Annotated in this window: 14 protein-coding genes; 10 read left to right on the top strand and 4 right to left on the bottom strand. The window is 59.1% G+C overall.

Annotated features, from left to right (window positions below; translation table 11 throughout):
- Positions 1–182: 182 nt before the first annotated feature.
- A complete protein-coding gene (locus K8I84_RS09960) occupies positions 183–947 on the top strand; it encodes a lysophospholipid acyltransferase family protein (protein ID WP_223794609.1) in 765 nt (254 codons plus the stop codon).
- Between the two features lie 24 nt (positions 948–971).
- On the opposite strand, the gene K8I84_RS09955 is transcribed toward K8I84_RS09960, so the two are convergent.
- Together K8I84_RS09955 and nhaD are read right to left on the bottom strand one after the other, a co-directional pair.
- Positions 972–1,952, bottom strand: a complete 981-nt coding sequence (locus K8I84_RS09955) for a calcium/sodium antiporter (RefSeq protein ID WP_223794608.1) — start codon at positions 1,950–1,952, stop codon at positions 972–974.
- 9 nt (positions 1,953–1,961) lie between these two features.
- Complete coding sequence (nhaD, locus tag K8I84_RS09950) at positions 1,962–3,212, bottom strand: sodium:proton antiporter NhaD (RefSeq protein ID WP_223794607.1); 1,251 nt, start codon at positions 3,210–3,212, stop codon at positions 1,962–1,964.
- A gap of 323 nt (positions 3,213–3,535) precedes the next feature.
- Here nhaD and mqo point away from each other — a divergent pair, with 323 nt between their 5' ends.
- The 5 genes from mqo to K8I84_RS09925 all read left to right on the top strand — a co-directional run bounded on the left by mqo (position 3,536) and on the right by K8I84_RS09925 (position 11,200).
- Positions 3,536–5,017 (top strand): malate dehydrogenase (quinone), encoded by a 1,482-nt coding sequence (mqo, locus tag K8I84_RS09945; RefSeq protein WP_223794606.1) that lies wholly within the window; start codon positions 3,536–3,538, stop codon positions 5,015–5,017.
- 156 nt (positions 5,018–5,173) lie between these two features.
- Positions 5,174–6,406 carry an acetyl-CoA carboxylase biotin carboxylase subunit family protein gene (locus K8I84_RS09940; RefSeq protein ID WP_223794605.1) on the top strand — a complete coding sequence of 411 codons (1,233 nt, stop codon included), beginning with the start codon at positions 5,174–5,176 and terminating at the stop codon, positions 6,404–6,406.
- A gap of 53 nt (positions 6,407–6,459) precedes the next feature.
- Positions 6,460–8,484 carry a hypothetical protein gene (locus K8I84_RS09935; protein WP_223794604.1) on the top strand — a complete coding sequence of 675 codons (2,025 nt, stop codon included), beginning with the start codon at positions 6,460–6,462 and terminating at the stop codon, positions 8,482–8,484.
- Between the two features lie 116 nt (positions 8,485–8,600).
- Positions 8,601–10,274 (top strand): acetolactate synthase large subunit, encoded by a 1,674-nt coding sequence (locus K8I84_RS09930; RefSeq protein ID WP_223794603.1) that lies wholly within the window; start codon positions 8,601–8,603, stop codon positions 10,272–10,274.
- Positions 10,275–10,318: 44 nt separating this feature from the next.
- Positions 10,319–11,200 carry an apolipoprotein A1/A4/E family protein gene (locus K8I84_RS09925; RefSeq protein ID WP_223794602.1) on the top strand — a complete coding sequence of 294 codons (882 nt, stop codon included), beginning with the start codon at positions 10,319–10,321 and terminating at the stop codon, positions 11,198–11,200.
- A 26-nt stretch (positions 11,201–11,226) separates the two neighbouring features.
- Here K8I84_RS09925 and K8I84_RS09920 read toward each other — a convergent pair whose 3' ends face one another.
- Together K8I84_RS09920 and K8I84_RS09915 are read right to left on the bottom strand one after the other, a co-directional pair.
- On the bottom strand, positions 11,227–11,928 hold the full coding sequence (locus K8I84_RS09920) for an outer membrane beta-barrel domain-containing protein (RefSeq protein WP_223794601.1): 702 nt from the start codon (positions 11,926–11,928) through the stop codon (positions 11,227–11,229).
- Positions 11,898–12,674: an SH3 domain-containing protein gene (locus K8I84_RS09915; RefSeq protein WP_223794600.1), complete on the bottom strand. Its 777-nt coding sequence runs from the start codon at positions 12,672–12,674 to the stop codon at positions 11,898–11,900. The genes K8I84_RS09920 and K8I84_RS09915 overlap by 31 nt, the downstream gene beginning before the upstream one ends.
- Before the next feature lie 439 nt (positions 12,675–13,113).
- Between K8I84_RS09915 and K8I84_RS09910 the strand changes: the two genes are divergently transcribed.
- From K8I84_RS09910 to K8I84_RS09895, 4 genes are read left to right on the top strand one after another with little or no spacing between them, the layout of a single operon-like run.
- Complete coding sequence (locus K8I84_RS09910) at positions 13,114–13,749, top strand: hypothetical protein (protein ID WP_223794599.1); 636 nt, start codon at positions 13,114–13,116, stop codon at positions 13,747–13,749.
- A complete protein-coding gene (locus tag K8I84_RS09905; protein WP_223794598.1) occupies positions 13,750–15,522 on the top strand; it encodes a tetratricopeptide repeat protein in 1,773 nt (590 codons plus the stop codon).
- Positions 15,512–18,358, top strand: a complete 2,847-nt coding sequence (locus K8I84_RS09900; RefSeq protein WP_223794597.1) for a tetratricopeptide repeat protein — start codon at positions 15,512–15,514, stop codon at positions 18,356–18,358. The genes K8I84_RS09905 and K8I84_RS09900 overlap by 11 nt, the downstream gene beginning before the upstream one ends.
- Positions 18,339–19,205, top strand: coding sequence for a tetratricopeptide repeat protein (locus K8I84_RS09895; protein ID WP_223794596.1), 867 nt, complete (start codon positions 18,339–18,341; stop codon positions 19,203–19,205). The genes K8I84_RS09900 and K8I84_RS09895 overlap by 20 nt, the downstream gene beginning before the upstream one ends.
- The last annotated feature ends 2 nt before the right edge of the window (positions 19,206–19,207 follow it).

Here is a 19,207-nt window from a genome sequence, read left to right as displayed (position 1 = left end):
GTTGGACGGTGGGATGGCACCACGACCTATCGTGGTGGGTAATATCCTTATTACCTTTATAGAAGCTGGCGAAAAAATGTCCAGTTTGTAGGCGGGTTATCCCCGTCAGGAGCGAGTGGGTATAATCCGGCCAACTGTCCGGGCAGCCAATTCCGGACGCGGTACTCGATGGTGCGGATGTAATGATTCGATTGAAACTCAACCCGCTGACGGAGTCGGCGACACTGTTGCGCCGGGCAGGCGTAGTGCTGGGCTCCGTTGGCCTGACGGCTTTGTATTCGTTACTTGTTCTGTTGCGAGCGCTGGTCGGCAAACTTCACCGTCCCATTGTGGACAAGTATTGCCGGGAATGGTCGGCCGCCCTGTTGCGTCTGGTGAGGGCCAATCTGGCGGTGCGGGGTGAGGTACCTGATTTCAACGATGGCCGGCGCTACATCATCATGTCTACACACGCCAGTCATTACGACATTCCCGTGGCCTTCGTGTCTTTGCCCGGCTCCATCCGGATGCTGGCAAAGAAAGAGCTTTACGCCATTCCCCTGCTGGGGCAGGCGATGCGGGCAGGGGAGTTCCCGTCGGTAGACCGGTCCAACCGCGCCCGGGCCCTGAAGGATCTGGACAAGGCGCGGGAGATGATGGAAAGCGGCATCGTTTTGTGGGCGGCGCCCGAGGGCACCCGTTCTCCGGATGGGCAGCTACTTCCGTTCAAGAAGGGCTGTTTCCATCTCGCCCTGGATACTCAGGCGGTTATCGTGCCGGTCGCCATTCGTGGCATCCACCGGGTGTTGCCGGCCAGAACCATGCAGATCAACATCGGGCAGTCGGTGGAGGTTCAGGTGGGGGAGCCGCTGGATACCGCCGGCAAAACCAAGGAGGAACTTCCGGAGGTAATGGCAGAGGTGCGTCAGCGGATTGAAACTCTTCTGGGGGATGGCGAAGCCCACTGACCGTGGGCTCCGCCTGGTAGTGGGTTACGCCGTTGCGGCGGATACCACGGTGGAGAGCAGGTAGCCTGTATAAGCCACGTAGACCAGCAAAAGGATGGCGCCATTGGGCCGGCTGATGGCCTTCTTGCCGCTGATCAGGCCGTAGCCCATCAATAGCAAGCCAACGGTCAGCGCCAACATCAGCGTCCAGTCTCGATAAAGCACTTCCGGGTCTACCTGCAGGGGCTCAATAGCCGCTGCCAGACCAACCACGGCCAGGGTGTTGAAAATGCCGGAACCGAGGATGTTGCCGAGAATCAGGTCGTGCTCGTTCTTGCGAACGGCGGCGATGGCCGAGGCGAGTTCCGGCAGCGAGGTGCCGATCGCCACGATGGTCAGGCCAATGATCAGATCACTGACGCCCAGCGTCTGAGCAATCGTCACGGCGCCCCAGACCAGCAGGCGGGAACTGACGACCAGCAGAACCAGGCCAATCAACAGCCACACGATGGCGCTGTTCATGGACATGGCCGGGACCTCGGCGTCGTCGCCCGCACCGGTCATTGGATCAGCCTTGTTGCGCAGGCCCTGAAAAATCGACCAGCCCATGACTGCCGCAAACACCGCAAGCAGCACCCAGCCATCCAGGCGAGACAATTCACCATCGATCAGCTGTGCGCCAGCAATGAGGGTCAGTACCACCAACAGGGGCAGTTCCTTGCGGATCACCTGGGAATGCACGGCAATGGGCGCGATCACGGCGGTCAGGCCCACAATCAGGGCAATGTTGGTGATATTGGAACCATAGCCGTTACCGAGGGCCAGGCCCGGATTGCCATCGGCGGCGGCCATGGCCGATACCGCCAGTTCCGGGGCCGAAGTGCCGAAACCAATGATTACCATCCCGATCAGCAGGGCAGGCATGCCCAGGTGCTTGGCCGTCGCGGCGGCCCCATCGACGAATTTGTCTGCGCTCCAGACCAGCAGAACCAGCCCGGCAGCAACCGCGGCAATCGCCATTAACATAGAAAGACCTCAGTGAATGAATTTTCCTAGCATGAAAACCCCGGCGTACCCCAGTGTGTAGGCCGCTAGAAGGTGGGCAAGATACCGCATGTAGGCACCGAAGGTCAGCCCCGGGATTTTGCTCATGGCCACAATGCCGGCGGCTGAGCCGATGATCAGCAGCGAGCCGCCCACACCAACGGCGTAGGTGAGCCCCATCCATTCACCCGGTGTCATGGTAATGCCGGCCTTCAGCAGCGCTGCAGTCAGTGGCACGTTATCAATCACCGCCGAGAAAATGCCCATCAGGTAGTTGGCATACAGGGGCGGTAGTACATCATAGATCGCGACGAACGAGTTCAGCGCATGAATCTCCTTGAGCATGCCCACCAGTAGCAGGATGCCAAGGAAAAACAGCAACGTTTCAAACTCGATGATACGGATGTATTCCAGAATTGGGTCCAGATCCGAATCGTCGCTCATGAAGCGGGACACCAGGAACATCACCGACAGTCCAAACAGGAACGTTAGTACCGGTGGAATGCCCAGCAGCGCATTGCCGGCAATGGTGCCCAGAATCGTCAACAGGAACAGGGCGCTGATGGTGGCATCAACGGGGCGGATCTGGGTTTTGTGGGCTTTCAGAGTAACGGTGCCATCCAGCCCGCGGGACAGGAATATGGCGAGCAGGAAAACCGTTATGGCCGCCGGCAGGGACAGGGTCAGCAAGGTGAGGATTTCGACCTTGTCGGCCAGGAAAATCATCAGCGTCGTTACATCGCCGGTAATCAAGGCAACGCCACCGGAGTTCACGGCAAACACCACCAGGGTGGTGAACTGCAGGCGTTTCTTGCGGGGTAGGTCCAGAGACAGGATCAGTGTGCAGGAGACGAGCGTGGCGGTGATGTTGTCGGCAAGAGAAGAAAACAGGAAGCAAAACAGCCCTGTCAGGAACAGGAGTTTTCGCTCGCTAACCTGGCCGGGCATGATCAGATACACCAGATTCTCGATCATGCCTTTCTTGTTCAGGTAGGCCACGAAAGTCATTGCGGCGACCAGGAACAGCCAGAGCCCGGCAATTTCGGCAATACTTTCTGAGAGTCCGGCGGCAATGGCATCCGTTTCCAGAGTGCTGTCACTGGCGCTGAACAACAGGATCCAGCTCAGTGTGCCGAAAAATAGTGTGACCTTGGCTTTGTTGATATGAAGCTTTTCTTCAAATATGACGCCAAGTAGCGCCAGGACCGCCAGGGCGATCAACACGATTTCAAATGCAGGCATCGGGCGAGTATCCAGTCCGGAATTCTTAATGGGCGGTCGCTGTCGGGCCGCACGCGAACGCGGGCGAAGTGTAGCGCCGTGACCCACACTAAACCAGTGTGCGTACCACCCAACTGCTGATTCAAGGGCCAGATTGGACCGGTGAAGCACGGGTTCGCGAATCACATTTTATTCTTGCAGCGAAAATCAGGATAATTGCGCCCGCGTATAAAACAGGAAGCAAACGGCCGCGCTTTTACCTCGCATAAGACCGGCTTCCAACAGGCTTCCCTGCTGATCGTGGGGGAGCACGACAGGCTCATTACAAGCTAGGGTATAAACCAATGGCCGCTAGACAGGCAGACGTAGTGCTGGTCGGTGGTGGTGTCATGAGCGCCACCCTCGGCATGATGCTTAGACAGCTTGATCCCTCTCTGGACATCGTCATGGTGGAGCGTCTCGACCACGTTGCCCATGAAAGCACCGATGGCTGGAATAACGCAGGCACCGGGCACGCCGGCTACTGCGAACTGAACTACACGCCGGAAACCGGCGATGGCGACGTGGCCATCGATCGTGCACTGAAGATCAACGCGCAGTTCGAAGTGTCGCTTCAGTTCTGGTCGTACCTAGTTGAGCAGGGCATGTTGCCCGAGCCAAACAAGTTTATTAACCGCACGCCTCACCAGAGCTTTGTCTGGGGCGAGGATGGGGTTAAGTTCCTCAAGCGCCGGTTCGAGCGCCTGAGCAAGCATCACCTGTTCCGGGACATGAAGTACACCGAATCCCTCGACGAGCTGGGCGAGTGGATGCCACTGGTGGTGAAAAACCGTCAGGCCGGAGAGCCGATTGCGGCCACCCGTGTGGAGTATGGCGCGGATGTGGATTTCGGGTCCCTGACCCGCAGCATGGTGGACTATCTGCAGAGCCAGCCCAATTTCGAACTGATGCTGAGCAGTCCGGTTCATTATCTGGATCAGCGGGACAACGGACGCTGGAAAGTCCGTGTGCGCAATCAGAAGACCGGTGAGCTGACCAAGCTGGAAGCCGGGTTTGTGTTTCTGGGGGCTGGAGGTGGTGCGCTGCCGTTGCTGCAGAAGTCCGGCATCAAAGAGGCTCGCGGCTATGGTGGTTTCCCGGTCAGTGGTCAGTGGCTGGTGTGCCAGAAACCAGAAATCGTGAAACAGCACGACTCCAAGGTGTACGGCAAGGCCCCCATCGGGGCTCCGCCCATGTCGGTACCGCATCTGGATACCCGCATCATCAACGGCGAGCCAGCCTTGTTGTTCGGCCCGTTTGCCGGTTTCACAACCCGATTCCTGAAACAGGGTTCGATGTTTGACCTGTTTGGGTCTGTACGGGCGGCGAACCTCCGCCCGATGTTGTCGGTAAGCAAGAACAACATGGATCTGACACGGTACCTGATCGGCGAAGTGTTTCAGTCCCACAGTGATCGTGTGGCCTCCCTGCGTAACTTCTTCCCCGACGCCGGCGAAGACGACTGGGAACTGAAAATGGCGGGCCAGCGCGTGCAGATCATCAAGCAGGATGAAGGCGGCCGGGGCAAGCTGGAGTTCGGTACCGAAATCGTGGCGGCCAAAGACGGTACTCTGGCGGCGCTGCTGGGAGCCTCTCCAGGCGCCTCAACAGCGGCCAACGCAATGATCGATGTGCTGGAACGTTGCTTCCCGGAAAAAATCAAGTCGCCCGAGTGGCAGGAGCGGATGAAAACCCTGGTGCCGTCCTACGGTCGATCGCTGGTGGATGACGAGGCTCTGTTGACCAAAGTGCGGGAACGGACCCTGTCCACCCTGAAATTGACCTGATATTCCTAATCGGTCTAACAGGCGTGAAAGCACCGCGAACGCTGGCCTTCCGGCCAGCGTTCGCGGTGCTTTTCCTTTTTTGAGGATGACTCTTATTTGCTTTTTAGTAACAAGGAGTTACGGTTGTAGTACAGCCAAAAGCAAAGGAGGGAGTTAATGAGTGAGCACGAATACAACCCGGACAAAGGGTACGTGGCACTGCTGGGATGGAGTCTCAACGCGGTTGAAGCCGCCGATAAGTTTGACCGCCGTTACGTAGTGGTCGCCCCGGATTGGGCTGAGGCATACTGCAAAGAACACGACATTCCCTATGTGCCGTGGAATTTCGAGCGTCTGAACGACCGCTCCGTGGAAATCGCTCAGACCCTCCAGGATATGGGTGTGGATGTTGCCATTCCCCTGTTCGAAGAAACCGTCGAGTGGGCCGGCGCCATTAACTCGGTGCTGATGGACAAGCCCCGCCTGTTCGGTCAGGCCATGCTGCTGCGGGACAAGGCACTGATGAAACGCCGGGCCCAGCTCGGTGGCATCCGTGTGGGTATCTTCGAAGAGGCACACGACAAGGACGATGTCATTCGCTTCCTGAAGCGGGTTAACCAGACCTTGCTCAAGCTGGATGGCGACCCGAACGATCCGATTCACCTGAAGGCCTTCGACAAGGCCGGTTGCCTCGGCCACCGGGTCATCCGTACGCCGGATGAAATCGACAGTATCCCCGATGAGGAATTTCCGGTTCTGATGGAATCCCACCTCGATGGCTGGGAGTTTGCCGTCGAGGCCTGGATTCACAATGGTAAGATTGCCTTCCTGAACATTTCGGAGTACGTCACGCTCGGTTATTCCGTGTTCGTGCCAGCCACTCCGGACCTCGAAAAGTACCGGGAACAGATCCGGGGCGAGATCGAAAAGCTGATCAAGACCTTTGATATCGACTTTGGCCTGATTCACCCGGAGTACTTCGTCACTAGCGACGGCACCATGTACTTCGGTGAGGTGGCCTATCGCCCGCCTGGGTTCAAGGTATTCGAGCTGCTTGAGCGTGCGTACGGCTTCAACGCGTACCAGGCCATGATCATGTGCTTTGATCCGAAGACCACCGAGGAAGAAGTCAAAGCCTTCTTCCCGAAAGAAGTGGAAGATGCCAAGGGTTATGCTGGCTGCTTCGGTGTGTATCCACGCCGTCGTGTGGTCAGCCGCCTCGAAATGCCGGAAGAAACCGAAAATCACGACTATTTCGAGTCCCACGAGCTGACGCCACCGATGGAAGAAACCGTTACCAAGCGAACCGCTTTCGGTACGCATTGGGGACTGGTGTATTTCTTCGGCGATGATCCCTATGTGATGCGGGATTTGCTGAAGCATCAGGAAGAACTCGATTTCTATGTATAATCAGCGAGCGCGGCAACCGTTTGTGAGGTTGCCGCACGGACTGAGGAATAGATTTGAGTGATCATCATTCCGCTGGTGAATCGCCAGCGGTCAACCTCGATAAACTGGTACAACGGCTGGACGACGCGATTGAATCGCTGGAACAGAGTCGGCCGTTTGCCAAAGCGGGCAAGCTTCCTCGCCTGCTTGATATCGCTCGCCGAGTTCTGCTCCAGCCCGATGGCTGCCGGATCATTGAAGAACGCTCTGAGCGCCTGGAAAATGCCGGTCTTTATCAGGGCACGGACTGGGCGAATCCCAAAATTCTGTTGCCCTCACTGACCCCGCAGTCACTCGGCAGTACCAACGCCGATACAGTGGTCATCGAAGTCATCAGTGAGCTGCGCTTTCTGGCGATTGCCCGGGAGCTTTACCTGCATCCCACCGTCTCTGCAGAGCAGGCACGTCATCACCTGACTCAGGTGCTGGCGGTTAACCTGGGACTTCTCTTTGGGCTGACCGGCGAGGCCGAGCGCAAGCAAGGGCGGCTGGCTGTCGTGAGCCAGTCTGCGGTTCAGTACCTGGCAGAGCACATCGGCTATGAGCACGTGCTCGATAGTTTGATTGAAGAAATCTGGCGGATTCTCCAGCAACGGCCGATTCAGGTGGAGGATGTTCGCCGGATGATTACCCAGATAGCCCTTTGTCGGGCAGATCCAGACGCAGATCTGGGTGGTGCGGGACGAGGCGCCGATCGGCTGATCTCCAGCCTGTACGGTCCAACCCGTGCCAGCAGTGAAGATCCGGGCACCGTTGTCTACGAGCAGCGGCTGGCCACCCTGGATGCCCAGGCCTTACAGAACGAGGCCACAGGCTTTGCCCGATCCATGCACGACACGGGCCTGGTGTCGCCTTATCACGCCACCTTTTTGCGTTTCGCCCTGGAGCACCAGACCTCGGTGCTACCGGAGGCGCTGGGTCTTTCCAGTACCGGAAAGGACTGCCTGATCTGCTATCAGGAATTGGTGTACGCGCTGATTCGGGACGGGGTCTTCCCGGAAACCGCCCAGGGCATTTATGGGCTCGCCCTGATGCTGGAGCGGGGCATTTTGTACCAGCCACCGGTGGCACCGGGATTATGGCGTCAGCTCAATCTGACCTTGTGCGAACCTGCCAAGGAGCGTCTGCAACTGGCCTTTGGTTATCAGCCAGCGCCCAGCGTCTGGCTGATTCAGGGCGTGCTGAATATGCTGGGCCAACCCCTGGGGGTGGGGCAGGGTAACAACCCGACCTGCCAGTCGGCCCGGGCGCTGTCCATGTGGGCCTACAACGACCCGGACTACCTCTTGCAGATGGTCGCCTGGGCGGCCCGCGACAACGAGGTCATCATTCATTTCGAAGGTCGCCCGGTCTCCTCGGCCCACAGCCTGGGTGGCGTGGCCTCGGAAGTGACCCTGGATCTGGACCCCGTTTCATTGATTGTGGTTCCCCACCTGGACCGGATCTATGCCGAAATGGGTCGGATGGTGGCGGATCGGCAAGGCGATCCCCACCAGTGGGTGAATCCCGAATTCCATGGCTGGGCTTCCGGCCGGGGCTTTGCCATCAACGTGGATGTGGCGACCGGAAAACTGCATGACCTGGAAGGTTTTATCCGGCATTTCTACGCCAGCTATCATCCGTTCTACAACGGCAATCAGCCGCTGGTGCATCCGCAGCCGGCGGGCGTTGCCGTGACCGACCGGGCGGCCCGGTTTGTCGGCTGGCATGCGATCACTATCCTCCGCGTAGCGCTGGACCCTGAAGGCGAGATGCGGGTCTACTTCTTCAACCCCAACAACGACAGCGGCCAGCACTGGGGTAACGATGTCGAGGTGAGCACTGCCGGCCATGGCGAGCACTTCGGCGAATCGTCGTTACCTTTCGAGCAATTCACTTCCCGCCTGTACATCTTCCATTACGATCCTCTGGAACGGGGTGAGCCCGCCAATGTTACTGACGAGGAACTGCAGCGGGTCGTCGGTCGGGTCTACCGCACCTGGGGTGCTGACCGGTTGCCGTCAGAGGAATTGCAGGCAGAACCGCCCGGGGGCTCGTAGCGTTTCCATCCGGTGTCCGGGGCATCCAAACCGCCGTGCTGGCGTACACTTGGATAAGCCAATGCCGGCCAGGCCATACCGCCTGACCGGCAATACACCGTTGATGGGAGGGAGCCATGGAGAGCGAACGCACAATCTCGGAATCCGATGGGGCGAGGCTGTTTGTCCGGGCGTTGGAAAGCGAAGGTGTCGAGTACATTTTTGCGGTTCCGGGTGAAGAGAATCTGGCCCTGCTGGAAGCCCTGCGCACGTCTGATATTCAGCTGATCCTCAATCGCCACGAGCAGGCTGCGGGGTTCATGGCGGCCACCTACGGTCGGCTGACAGGTAAGGTGGGCGTCTGTCTGTCGACGCTCGGTCCCGGCGCCACCAATCTGGTGACGGCTGCCGCCTATGCCCAGTTGGGTGGGATGCCGATGATGATGGTGACCGGGCAAAAGCCAATCAAATCGTCAAAACAGGGGTTGTTCCAGATCCTGGATGTGGTGGATCTGATGCGACCCATTACCAAATACACCCGCCAGATCAGCAACGCCAACACCATTCCCGCCAAAGTTCGTGAAGCCTTCCGTCTGGCAGCGGAAGAGCGGCCCGGGGCCGTGCACCTGGAGCTGCCCGAGGATATCGCCGCCGAACGTCCCCATGACGACAACCATATCTTTGCCGCCAGTGACGCCCGCCGACCGACCGCCAGTACCAAGAGCCTGGATATCGCCTGCGATATGCTGCGCGAAGCCCGCCACCCGTTGATCATGATCGGTGCCGGTGCCAATCGGAAGCGGGTCTCCCGGGCGCTGCTGCATCTGGTGAACTCCACAGACATCCCGTTTTTTACCACCCAGATGGGCAAGGGCGTCATCGATGAGCGCCACCCCCGCTATCTGGGGAATGCGGCGCTGTCCTCAGGGGACTTCGTGCACTGTGCCATCGATGAGGCCGATCTGGTGATCAACGTGGGGCATGACCTGGTCGAGAAACCCCCGTTTTTCATGCACCCCGGCGGCAAGAAGGTTATTCACGTCAATTTCTCCGGCGCCAATGTCGATGCGGTGTACTTTCCCCAGCACGAGGTCGTGGGCGACATCGCCAACAGTGTCGAGTACCTGGCCGAACATTGTGGTCGTTGTGGCGGGCACGATTTCAGCCGGCTTATGAGGGTCAAGTCCGCGGTGGACGAGCATCTGATGGACAAGGCCGGCGACGACAGTTTCCCGCTGTTGCCACAACGTATTGTCAGCGATGTGCGGCAGGCCGTGCCGGAGGACGGCATCATTGCCCTGGACAACGGCATGTACAAACTGTGGTTTGCCCGCAATTACCCGGCCTATGACAACAACACGGTGCTGCTGGATAACGCCCTGGCGTCTATGGGTGCCGGGCTGCCCAGCGCCATGATGGCGGCCATGCTGTATCCGGATCGCCGGGTGGTGGCCGTCTGTGGCGATGGCGGGTTCATGATGAACAGCCAGGAAATGGAAACGGCGGTGCGCCTTGGGCTGAACCTGATGGTGCTGATCATCAACGACAGCGCCTACGGCATGATCAAGTGGAAACAGGCCCAGGAGGGGTTCGAAACCTTCGGGCTGGATTACGGCAATCCGGATTTCGTCGCCTATGCCCGGTCATATGGAGCCTCGGGCGAGCGCGTAGAGCGGGCCGAAGACCTGTTGCCCCGGTTGCGGGCCGCGTTGAGTGCCGGCGGTGTCCGGTTACTGGAAGTGCCCGTGGACTACCGCGAGAACCGCCGGGTGTTTGACGAGGAATTGCCAAGCCTGACATGCCGTCTCTAGGCAGGGTATGATGCGCCCGAACGAAAGATGTGAGGATTGTTATCATGGGAATTGCTCTGCTTCGGAGTCTGGCTGTTTCACTCGTGCTTGTTGTCACTGCTGGTTGCAGTGGGCCGGAAACGCCGCAGGAAGTGGCCGAAGCCTTCTGGCAGTCAGTGGCTGAAAACGACGTGGATTCGATGGCCGAGCTGTCGACACTGGATAAAACCAAGGACTTTGATGGTTTTGACCGGGACTGGACGGACGTGGCGCCGGCGTTCGGTCGGGTGGTGATCGACGATGTCGAGGCCACGATCGTGACGCGCCTGCCGTCTGAAGATGGTCCGGACGCCGATCCCCAGGAGCTGGTGACCTACCTGGTCCGTCAGCAGGAGGGCTGGCAGGTGGATTACAGGCGGACCCGTGAGGCGATAATGAATCCGTCGCCCTTCGGGCAGCTGATGGGCGAGCTCGGCAAGCTCCGGGACAAGCTGGAGGCCAGCTTTGCCTCGTCCTCCAACGATCTGGAGGCCAGCATGAATGAGTTTGCCTCCGAGTTTGAAGCCTACACCCGGGATCTTGAACAGCAGGCCAAGGAAGCCATGGAAGACTTCGGTGAGAGTCTGCAGAACGCAATGGAAGACCTGGCCGACTCCATCAACGAGGCACTGGAAGATAACGACCAGATGCCGCGGGACGACAAGGTCCTGCTTGAGGAAGCCGCGGTGGACCTGGAGGGCAACAGCGAGTCCCTGGATGATCCGTCCATGGATTCCCTGGCCGAAGCCAGTCGGGCAATGGCCCGCACCGGCGAGCGCTTCAGTCGCCTGAGCGAAGAAACCTTTGAGCGCTATCGGGAAGACTGGAATGAGGCGCTGACAGAGATCCGGGCCGAAACCGATTCGTTTTTCGTGGATCTGCGCCAGCGCACACAGGCGGGTAGTTAGGATATACCCGTTTCGGGTTCACCTGCTCAGAAGAACAGGGTGAACCCGGAGGACAGTTCGATGTTGTGAGTCAGTTGCGACTCACGAATCAGGTCGCTCTTGAACATGTGGTCCCGGAAGTCCACGTGCACGGTCAGCCAGTCGAGCAGGACCACACGGAAACCGGTGCCGAGGGTGGTGGTGAAATTGCTTTCGCCACCGAACTCGGTATTCCCAACCCCGCCGACCAGGTAGAACGCTGAGTTGAACGTCAGCGAATCACTGAAGAACACCTCGCCCGGGAAGATGTTGTACCCCACCAGGAAGTCGTAATAGCTGTATTCCCGGTCATCGTCCGTCAGCAGGCGGACATCCGCACCGCTCAGCTCCTCGAAGGACGTCAGTCCCGCTTCGGTGAAGCCGTAATTGAACTGCAGGAAGAAGTCTTCCGTGGCATGGAATGCCGCGCTCACGCCCACAAGCGGTTCGGAGCTGAAGTTGTCGATGGTCATCATGCCGGCAAAGGCGCCGACCTCGAAAAACTCTGCGTCGATATCCGCTTCGCGAATGCTGCGAGGCTCCACTTCCGGCGCGATGACCTGGACCGGTGCGGGTTTGGCGCTGTCATCAGCGTCCTGTGCCGTGGCCAGCTGCGGCGCGGCGAGGGCGCCTGCCAGGAGCAGGGCGGAGGTCGCGGAGCGGGCCGTCAGGCTGGCACTTAGAAAAACGTGTTCAGACCGAATTTCCATTCACTTAAACCTGTGCTTTCTGAATTTGATGAAACCGAATACATGCGGTACTCGGCACGTACGAGGAAGTTCCGGCCAATGTAGTAACTGAGGCCGCCGCCAACGTTGAACCCATCGGCATCGCCCAGATCGCTCAGCAGGACTTTCTGCCGCGCATCGAAGGAAAATGTGGAGATGCCGGTTACCGCGTAGGGCGTGATGTCCCACTGGTTCATGGGCTCGAAGATCAGGTTGGCGCTGTAATAATCACTGGTCACCGACCGGTTGTAGATCTTGCCGGCTTCCAGTTCCGCACCAACCCAGGTCAGTGGGCGGTAACCAACGGTCAAACTGAAACTGGTGGATTCCTCAAACAGGCCGGTGGTGAAGCCCACCCGCCAGCTCGATTCCAGATACTCGCCGTGGCTGACCTCGGGCAGGTCGGCGGGCAGTCCCGTCGGCTGCAGGGTACGGCCCAGCTGGGCGGCCTTGGTCCAGCCTTCTTCGCCTTCCGCAGAGCGAACCTTGTACCAGTTCGTTTTGCGCTTGATCAGCTCAACCTGTTCACCCTTCTCGATGACGTGGAACACCGGGTAGCCCCGGCCGGGCGCGGTGTGCAGCTCGATAAACGGATCCACCACTTCCAGCACGGCGGCCTCGTTTTCAAACCCGGTTTGTGCCGTGACCGGGGCAACGGGGGTGGCCAGCATCAGCCCGACGAGAAGATGACGGGAAAATGTCCGGACAGGCGTCAGCCTAAGAGTCATGTCTGTGATTGCTTTCATAATGTCGAAGCTGGCTTCAGTGCTGAAGGTAATCAAATGTTAATAATTGTAAATACATGTTTTTGCTAACAAAGTGAGATATGGGTCGGAACTGTGGCGATTGGGCAGGCGTTCGGCAATAGAGGACTCTGCGTTTCGGGAAGACAGTCACAGAATGAAAAATTGACGCGAAATATGTCTCCTTAGCGTCAAGGAAGATGTGATAGCGTATTTTGCAGAATTTTACGAATGAAACGATTCCAACAAAGTCGATGGCTCAAAGAAGAAGTCGGACCGCAAGAGTCCCTGGGCAGAATCGGTATCTCAAAGGTTATTTCCCGGAATATTCAATGCTATTGACCGGTGCCGCCCGGACGCGGGCTGTCATGGGAGCAGGATGGTGAGTTTACAAATGCAGGGGTCTGCGAGCAGACCGAAAAAAATGAACACAAGCGGGTTGATCGCGCTCCTGGCGATGGCCCTGTGCACCTTGTTGAGTGGCCAGGCAAGCGCCAGTGAGGCCGAATCGTCCGTCGTGGACGGTGAGCAGGCGGCCAAGTCGGCTGCACCGCTTGAACAGATTCTGGAAACGCCGATGTCCGTGCGCGAGAGCCGCGAGCGCGCCCAGCGTGCCGTTAACGACCTGTCGCGGGAAATTCAGGATCTGAAGCAGTCTGTGGTGACCCTGAACAAGGATCTCCGCGTGCTTGAGGAAGATCTGCTGTTCCCGGCCAATACCCGGTTTCACGTGTTCCTGTCTTTGGACGTGGGCGAGTTCTTCCGTCTTGAGGGTGTGGAATTGCGCCTGAATAACGAAACCGTGGCCTCCTACCTGTACAGCGAAGAAGAGCGTACCGCGCTGGCCAAGGGCGGCATGCACCGTTTGCACCTGGGTAACGTCAGTGCCGGGGAGCATACGCTGTCTGCGTTCTTCATCGGTCAGGGTCCGAATGGTCGCGAATACAAGCGTGGCAGCAGTCTGCGTTTCACCAAAGGGCAGGGGCCGAAGTACGTGGAGTTGAGCATCGCCGACTCCGAGGCCCGTCAGCAGCCTGAATTTGCCATTCGGGAGTGGTAAGTGATGAAGCTAGTGCGCGCCGCTCAACAGTCCTTCAGGCAAGCCATTGCCGGCATCGTGATTGGTTCCATGTGCCTGCCGGCCAGTGTGGCTGCGCCGGTGACCAGTGTGCAGGACCTGAAATACGGCGCCATCCTGTTTGAGTTCTACCAGCAGAACTATTTCGAGGCGCTGGTGGAATACGCCTGGGCCGAAGAGCACGGTGGCATCGTCAACCACGGCACCTACCCGGAATTGCTGAAGGGCGGGATCAGCCTGTCCTACGGCCTGGATTCCCAGGCTGAAAACATTTTTAACCGTGTTGCCCGCGAGAACCTGGATGAAGAAACCCGTAACCGGGCCTGGTTCTACCTGGGCAAGATGCAGTACCTGCGTGGCGATGTGGACGATGCGGCCCGTAACCTGGCGCGCGTCCAGGGTGGTCTGCCGGCTGCCGTGGACGATGAGTATCGTTACCTGGCGGCTCTGGTAAACGTGAAGCTGGGTTACTTCTCTGCGGGTGAGTCGGTCGCCGATACCATCGACGATGACAGCCCCTTTGCGCCTTACTTCTACTTCAACCTGGCGATTGCCTATGGCGGCCAGCAGGAAACCGGGCGTGCGATCTCGGCGCTTGAGAAAGTCATCGAACTGAACGATGACACGGAAGAGCTGCGTCGCCTGTCAGACCGGGCGCGCATGGCGCTGTCCTACCTTTACGCCGGTCAGAATGACCAGGCCAATGCCAGTCTGCAGCTGTCGCTGATCAGCACCAGTGGCGCCTACTCCAACCGGGGCCTGCTGGGCGCCAGCTGGATGGCCATTAACGACGGTGCGTTCCGGGATGCGCTGGGCCCTCTGGATGTGCTGACCGACCGTTCCATCGCCCTGCCGGAAGTTCAGGAAGCCATTCTGCTCCAGCCCCACGTCTATGAGCAGATGGGCCTGAATGGTCGCGCAGCCCAGGGTTTTATCGACGCCGATCAGAAATTTCGAGATGCCCTCGAATGGCTGCAAAAAGCCCGAACTTCCCTGAAAGGGGCGGACGTGCTTGAGCTGTTCGTCCGCAATCTGGATCAGGTACTGGGTGAGAGCGACTGGTTTGGTTCCGCGCCGTCGGTGTCGGTGAACCATCTGTCGCCCTTTCTGGTGGATCTGATGTCAGACCACGCCTTCCAGTCCGTCCTGAAGGACCTCCGGGACCTGTACGCCATTCGCAACAATCTGGAGCGCTGGCAGGAGCGTCGTGACGACTTCGAAGTGATTCTGGCCGCCCGTGACGGCAGCCTCGACGGCGAAAGCCATAAGCAGGGTGTGGCCCGTCTGACCCGTTATCTGGAAGAGGCCCGCCAGAGCTACCAGAACCTGGCCAGCCGGGTCACCGGCCAGCCAGAGGTGGCGAAGGAAAAACTGCAGTGGCAGATGGAAGACCTGGCGTTTGATATCGCCCGCGGTGAGCAAATGCTCGAAGCCCTCCGCAGCGCCCATTCAGTGTCAGAAGGTGACCAGTTCAGCATGGCGGTCAGCCGCATGATGTCCCAGGTGGATGAGCAGATGACTCAGACCGATGGCCTGATTGCCCATCTTGAGGATGTGATGCTGAACCTGGTGGGCACCGAACTGGATATCCACGAAGAGCGCCTGAAGCAATACCAGGTGGAGGCGCAGTTGGCCAAGGTGCGTATTCTGGACCGCTCCCTGCAGTACCTGGATGGCCCGGCGGAAAGCGACGATACCGATGCTGAGCCTGCCGTGTCTGCCCAGTCCGAAGAGGAGGGTGACCATGCGATCTAAGGTACTTCTCCTGAGTCTTCTGGTGGGCGGCTGCGCCAGCTTTAACGACGGCACCACAATCGGCAAGCTGCAGAAGGACTATGAACCGCTGGCGGATATTCCCCTGCCGCGGGTGATGCACGAAGACGTGCGCGAAGAATACCGGGACCTTCTGAAAACCATCGAGGACCAGAAGCTCCGTGAGCTGATTGAGCGCCGCATTGCCAGTGTGTACATGCTCGAGGGCGACTACAACCAGCTGCTGGGTTTGCTGCCGGGCGAGAACGGTTATTTCCCGGACGCGATTGCCGCGTACAACGAACTCCTCAAGCGCTACCCGGATTCCAAGCAGAACGCGGAAGCCATGTACCAGCTGGCCAAGGCCTACGACCTGGATGGCCGGGATCAGGAAGCCAAGACCGTTCTGGAACAGTTCATCGAGGATCACCCTCATTCCGGTCGACTGGCCGAGGTGTACTTCCGGAAGGGGGATATCCATTTCCGTCATGAAGAGTACGGGCAGGCGGAAAAAGCCTACAAGGCGGTGGTCGCGCTGGGGCAGGAGTCCACGTTCCTGAACAACTCCTACTACCTGCTGGGCTGGGCGCAGTACAAATTGTCTGACTACGACAACAGCCTGATGAACTTCTCCAAGGTGCTGGACCGGCTGGTGCCGGACGACGGCAAGGTGGAAAAGCTGGATAACGTGAACCGCTCGCTGGTGGATGACACCCTGCGGATCATGAGCGTGGGGCTGGCCTACGCCGGTGGTGCGGCGAAGATCGACAGCATGTTTGCCAATCGTCCGGAGGCGGCCAAGTACACCTGGATCCTGTATTCCAGCCTGGGTAAGCACTACCTGGAAAAAGAGCGGTATGAAGATTCCGCCCAGTCGTTCCGCGCCTTCGTTATGCAAAACCCGGATTCCGAACGGGCGCCGGAAATGCATGCGGACATGATCCGTGCCTATGTGGACGGCGAGTTCAACCAGCAGGTGCTGCCGGAAAAAGAGAGCTACGTGCGCAACTACGGCATCCGTTCAGAGTTCTGGAACACCAAGCCGGCGGACGTGAAAGCCAAGGTCATTCCAAATCTCAAGGTCTACATCGACGAACTGGCACGCCATTACCACGCGACCGGTCAGCGTCTGAAGCGTGAGCTGGCGGATGGCACGGTGGCGGCAGCGAAGAGCGTAGCCTCCGAGGCTGAAAAGCGCACCAGCTTCCTGAAAGCGTCGGAGTTCTATGGCGAGTACGAGCAGACCTTCCCGAACGATCCGCGCATCCCGGAAATGGTCTACATGCGCGCCGAAGCCGCCTTCGACGGGGAAGACTACCCGACGGCCATCACCCATTACGAGCGCAGTGCTTACGAGTTCAAGCATCCCAAGTACGGCCCCGACGCCGGCTACGCGGCCATCATCGCCTACCAGAAAGAGGCGGATCGCCTGAAAGCGACGGTGGGCGAGAGTTCCGAGCAGCTTCGCCAGTGGCGCAGCAAGGGCGTCGACAGCCAGTTGCAGTTCGTCCAGACCTACCGGGATGACGAGCGTTCCGGTTCGGTGCTGGCCAAGACCTCGGAAGAACTCTTCGCTCTGGGTCGTTACGAGAAGGCCCTGGAAGTGGCCACCTCCATTGTCAGCCGCGCCGGCGATGTGGACCGCGAGCTGAACCGCACGGCTTGGGGCGTCATTGCGCACAGCCAGTACGAGCTGGGTAATCTGGCTGACGCCGAAGAAGGCTACCGCAACCAGTTGCGCTACATCGACACCACGGACAAGCAGTACGCCGAAGTCACCGAGCGCATGGCGGTCACCATCTACAAGCAGGGCGAGCAGAAACTGGCGGCCGGCGACATGGCCGGTGCCGTCGACGAGTTCCTTCGAATCAAGGCGGTGGCGCCGAACACTGAGGTTCGGGTGATTGCCCAGTTCGATGCCGCCACCCACCTGCTGACCCTGGAAAACTGGGACCCGGCGCTGGCTGAAATGAAGGAGCTGCGCAAGCTGTTCCCGAACCACAAGCTGGCAACTGATCTGCCCAACAAGATTGCCTGGGCCTACGAACAGGATGAGCAGTGGCTGAACGCGGCCCGTGAATACGAATGGATCTATCGCAACGACAAGCGTGCAGATATCCGTCGCGATGCCCTGTTCCTGTCGGCCGAACTGTACGAGAAGTCCGGCGAAGACGAGCAGGCGCTGGCGTACTTCAAGAAATGGGCCTTCGACTATGAAGAGCCGTTCGATACCCGAATGGAAGCCCGCTATCACGTGGCCTACCTGTACAAGCGCATGGATGACCTGAATCGTCATCTGTACTGGCTGCGCCGGGTCATCGATGGCCACAACAAGGCACCGGAAGACTGGCAAACCGGCCGCTCCGCGTGGCTGGCGGCCTGGGCCAACAACGAGTACGGCGATTACTGGCGCATCGAGTTTGACCGGGTTCGTCTGCGTCATCCCCTGCAGAAAAGCATTCCGCGCAAGAACGAGAAGCTGAAGAACGCGCTGGACCGTTACAACAAGGCGGCCGAATACGCGGTGCAGGGGCAGACCAGCCGGGCGACGTTCAATATTGCCGATCTCTACGGCCAGTTTGCCCGGGAGCTGATGGATGCGCCGCGGCCCAAGGGTCTGAGCGAGCTGGAAGCCATGCAGTACGAGCTGATCCTGGAAGAGCAGGCGATCCCCTTCGAGGATCTGGCGATCGAGGTCCACCAGGCCAACATCGACCGTTCCTGGGGCGGGCAATTCAATCCCTGGATCGAGCGGAGCTTTGGCGCCATGGCCAAGCTGAATCCGGCTCGATTCGACAAGCAAGAAGTACAGGTGGCGTATGGCGATGGTATTCGTTAAGCCCTTGCGCACAGGCGCACTCATGTCGGTGATCCTGCTGTCCGGTTGTGCCGGGCTCGGCACCATGACCGGCCCCAAGCCGACCCAGGAAGCGCCGGAGAAAACCGTGGTGGAAACCGCCCCGGTGGTCGTGCCGGAGGTTCAGGGCGAGGCTCCCAGCCACCAGTACCTGCCGCGGCAGGCCTATGACGTGGCCGGCAACAAAATTGACTATGAATCGGAACCCAACCCCTACATCCAGGCGTCCGTTCCGGTAGCACCGGAAGCGGTGGCCCGGTTCCAGGCGGCCAGCAAGCTGATGGCGGAGGAACAGAACCGCATGGCTCGCAAGGCCTTCGAAGCCATCACCCGGGATTACCCGGAGCTGTCTGGCCCCTGGGTCAAGCTGGGTGAGTTGGCGGAAATTGGCGAACGCCTGGAGCGGGCGGAGAAGTCCTATCGCACGGCGATCGAGGTGAACACGGAGAACGTCAACGCCTATCTGTCGCTGGCCTTGCTCCAGCGTCGTAACGGCGACTTCGAGGCATCGCGGGACACCTACGTGTCGGCACTGAAACTGTGGAAGGATTTTCCCGAGGCGCACCTGAACCTGGCGATTCTGTACGACCTGTACATGAACCAGCCGGTGAATGCTCAGCCGCACTTCGAGGCGTACGAGTTCCTGGTGAAGGGAGACCACCCGCAGGTGGCGGACTGGCTGATCGAGATTCGTCGCCGAACCGGCATTGAAACCAGCTTCATCGATATTCCGCCGAACAAGCAGGAACCGGCCGCCGAAGGCAACGATGGCGAACCGGTCGCAGCGGATGCGGCACCCAATGAAGAACCTGTGGAAGAGAAAGGGTAGGA

It is taken from the genome of Marinobacter sp. F4216 (assembly GCF_019931195.1).
Taxonomy (GTDB): domain Bacteria; phylum Pseudomonadota; class Gammaproteobacteria; order Pseudomonadales; family Oleiphilaceae; genus Marinobacter; species Marinobacter suaedae.
Note: the sequence above shows the minus strand (reverse complement) of the source record. Positions and strands in the feature narration are given on the sequence as shown.

Bases quoted from the DNA above. Each gene is read 5' to 3' on its own strand.
- K8I84_RS09895 (WP_223794596.1), top strand. From the start codon at position 18,339: ATGGCGATGGTATTCGTTAAGCCCTTGCGCACAGGCGCACTCATGTCG.
- K8I84_RS09920 (WP_223794601.1), bottom strand. From the start codon at position 11,928: ATGGAAATTCGGTCTGAACACGTTTTTCTAAGTGCCAGCCTGACGGCC.
- K8I84_RS09930 (WP_223794603.1), top strand. From the start codon at position 8,601: ATGGAGAGCGAACGCACAATCTCGGAATCCGATGGGGCGAGGCTGTTT.
- K8I84_RS09955 (WP_223794608.1), bottom strand. From the start codon at position 1,952: ATGTTAATGGCGATTGCCGCGGTTGCTGCCGGGCTGGTTCTGCTGGTC.
- K8I84_RS09915 (WP_223794600.1), bottom strand. From the start codon at position 12,674: ATGACTCTTAGGCTGACGCCTGTCCGGACATTTTCCCGTCATCTTCTC.
- K8I84_RS09925 (WP_223794602.1), top strand. From the start codon at position 10,319: ATGGGAATTGCTCTGCTTCGGAGTCTGGCTGTTTCACTCGTGCTTGTT.
- nhaD (WP_223794607.1), bottom strand. From the start codon at position 3,212: ATGCCTGCATTTGAAATCGTGTTGATCGCCCTGGCGGTCCTGGCGCTA.
- K8I84_RS09960 (WP_223794609.1), top strand. From the start codon at position 183: ATGATTCGATTGAAACTCAACCCGCTGACGGAGTCGGCGACACTGTTG.
- K8I84_RS09910 (WP_223794599.1), top strand. From the start codon at position 13,114: ATGAACACAAGCGGGTTGATCGCGCTCCTGGCGATGGCCCTGTGCACC.
- K8I84_RS09940 (WP_223794605.1), top strand. From the start codon at position 5,174: ATGAGTGAGCACGAATACAACCCGGACAAAGGGTACGTGGCACTGCTG.
- mqo (WP_223794606.1), top strand. From the start codon at position 3,536: ATGGCCGCTAGACAGGCAGACGTAGTGCTGGTCGGTGGTGGTGTCATG.
- K8I84_RS09900 (WP_223794597.1), top strand. From the start codon at position 15,512: ATGCGATCTAAGGTACTTCTCCTGAGTCTTCTGGTGGGCGGCTGCGCC.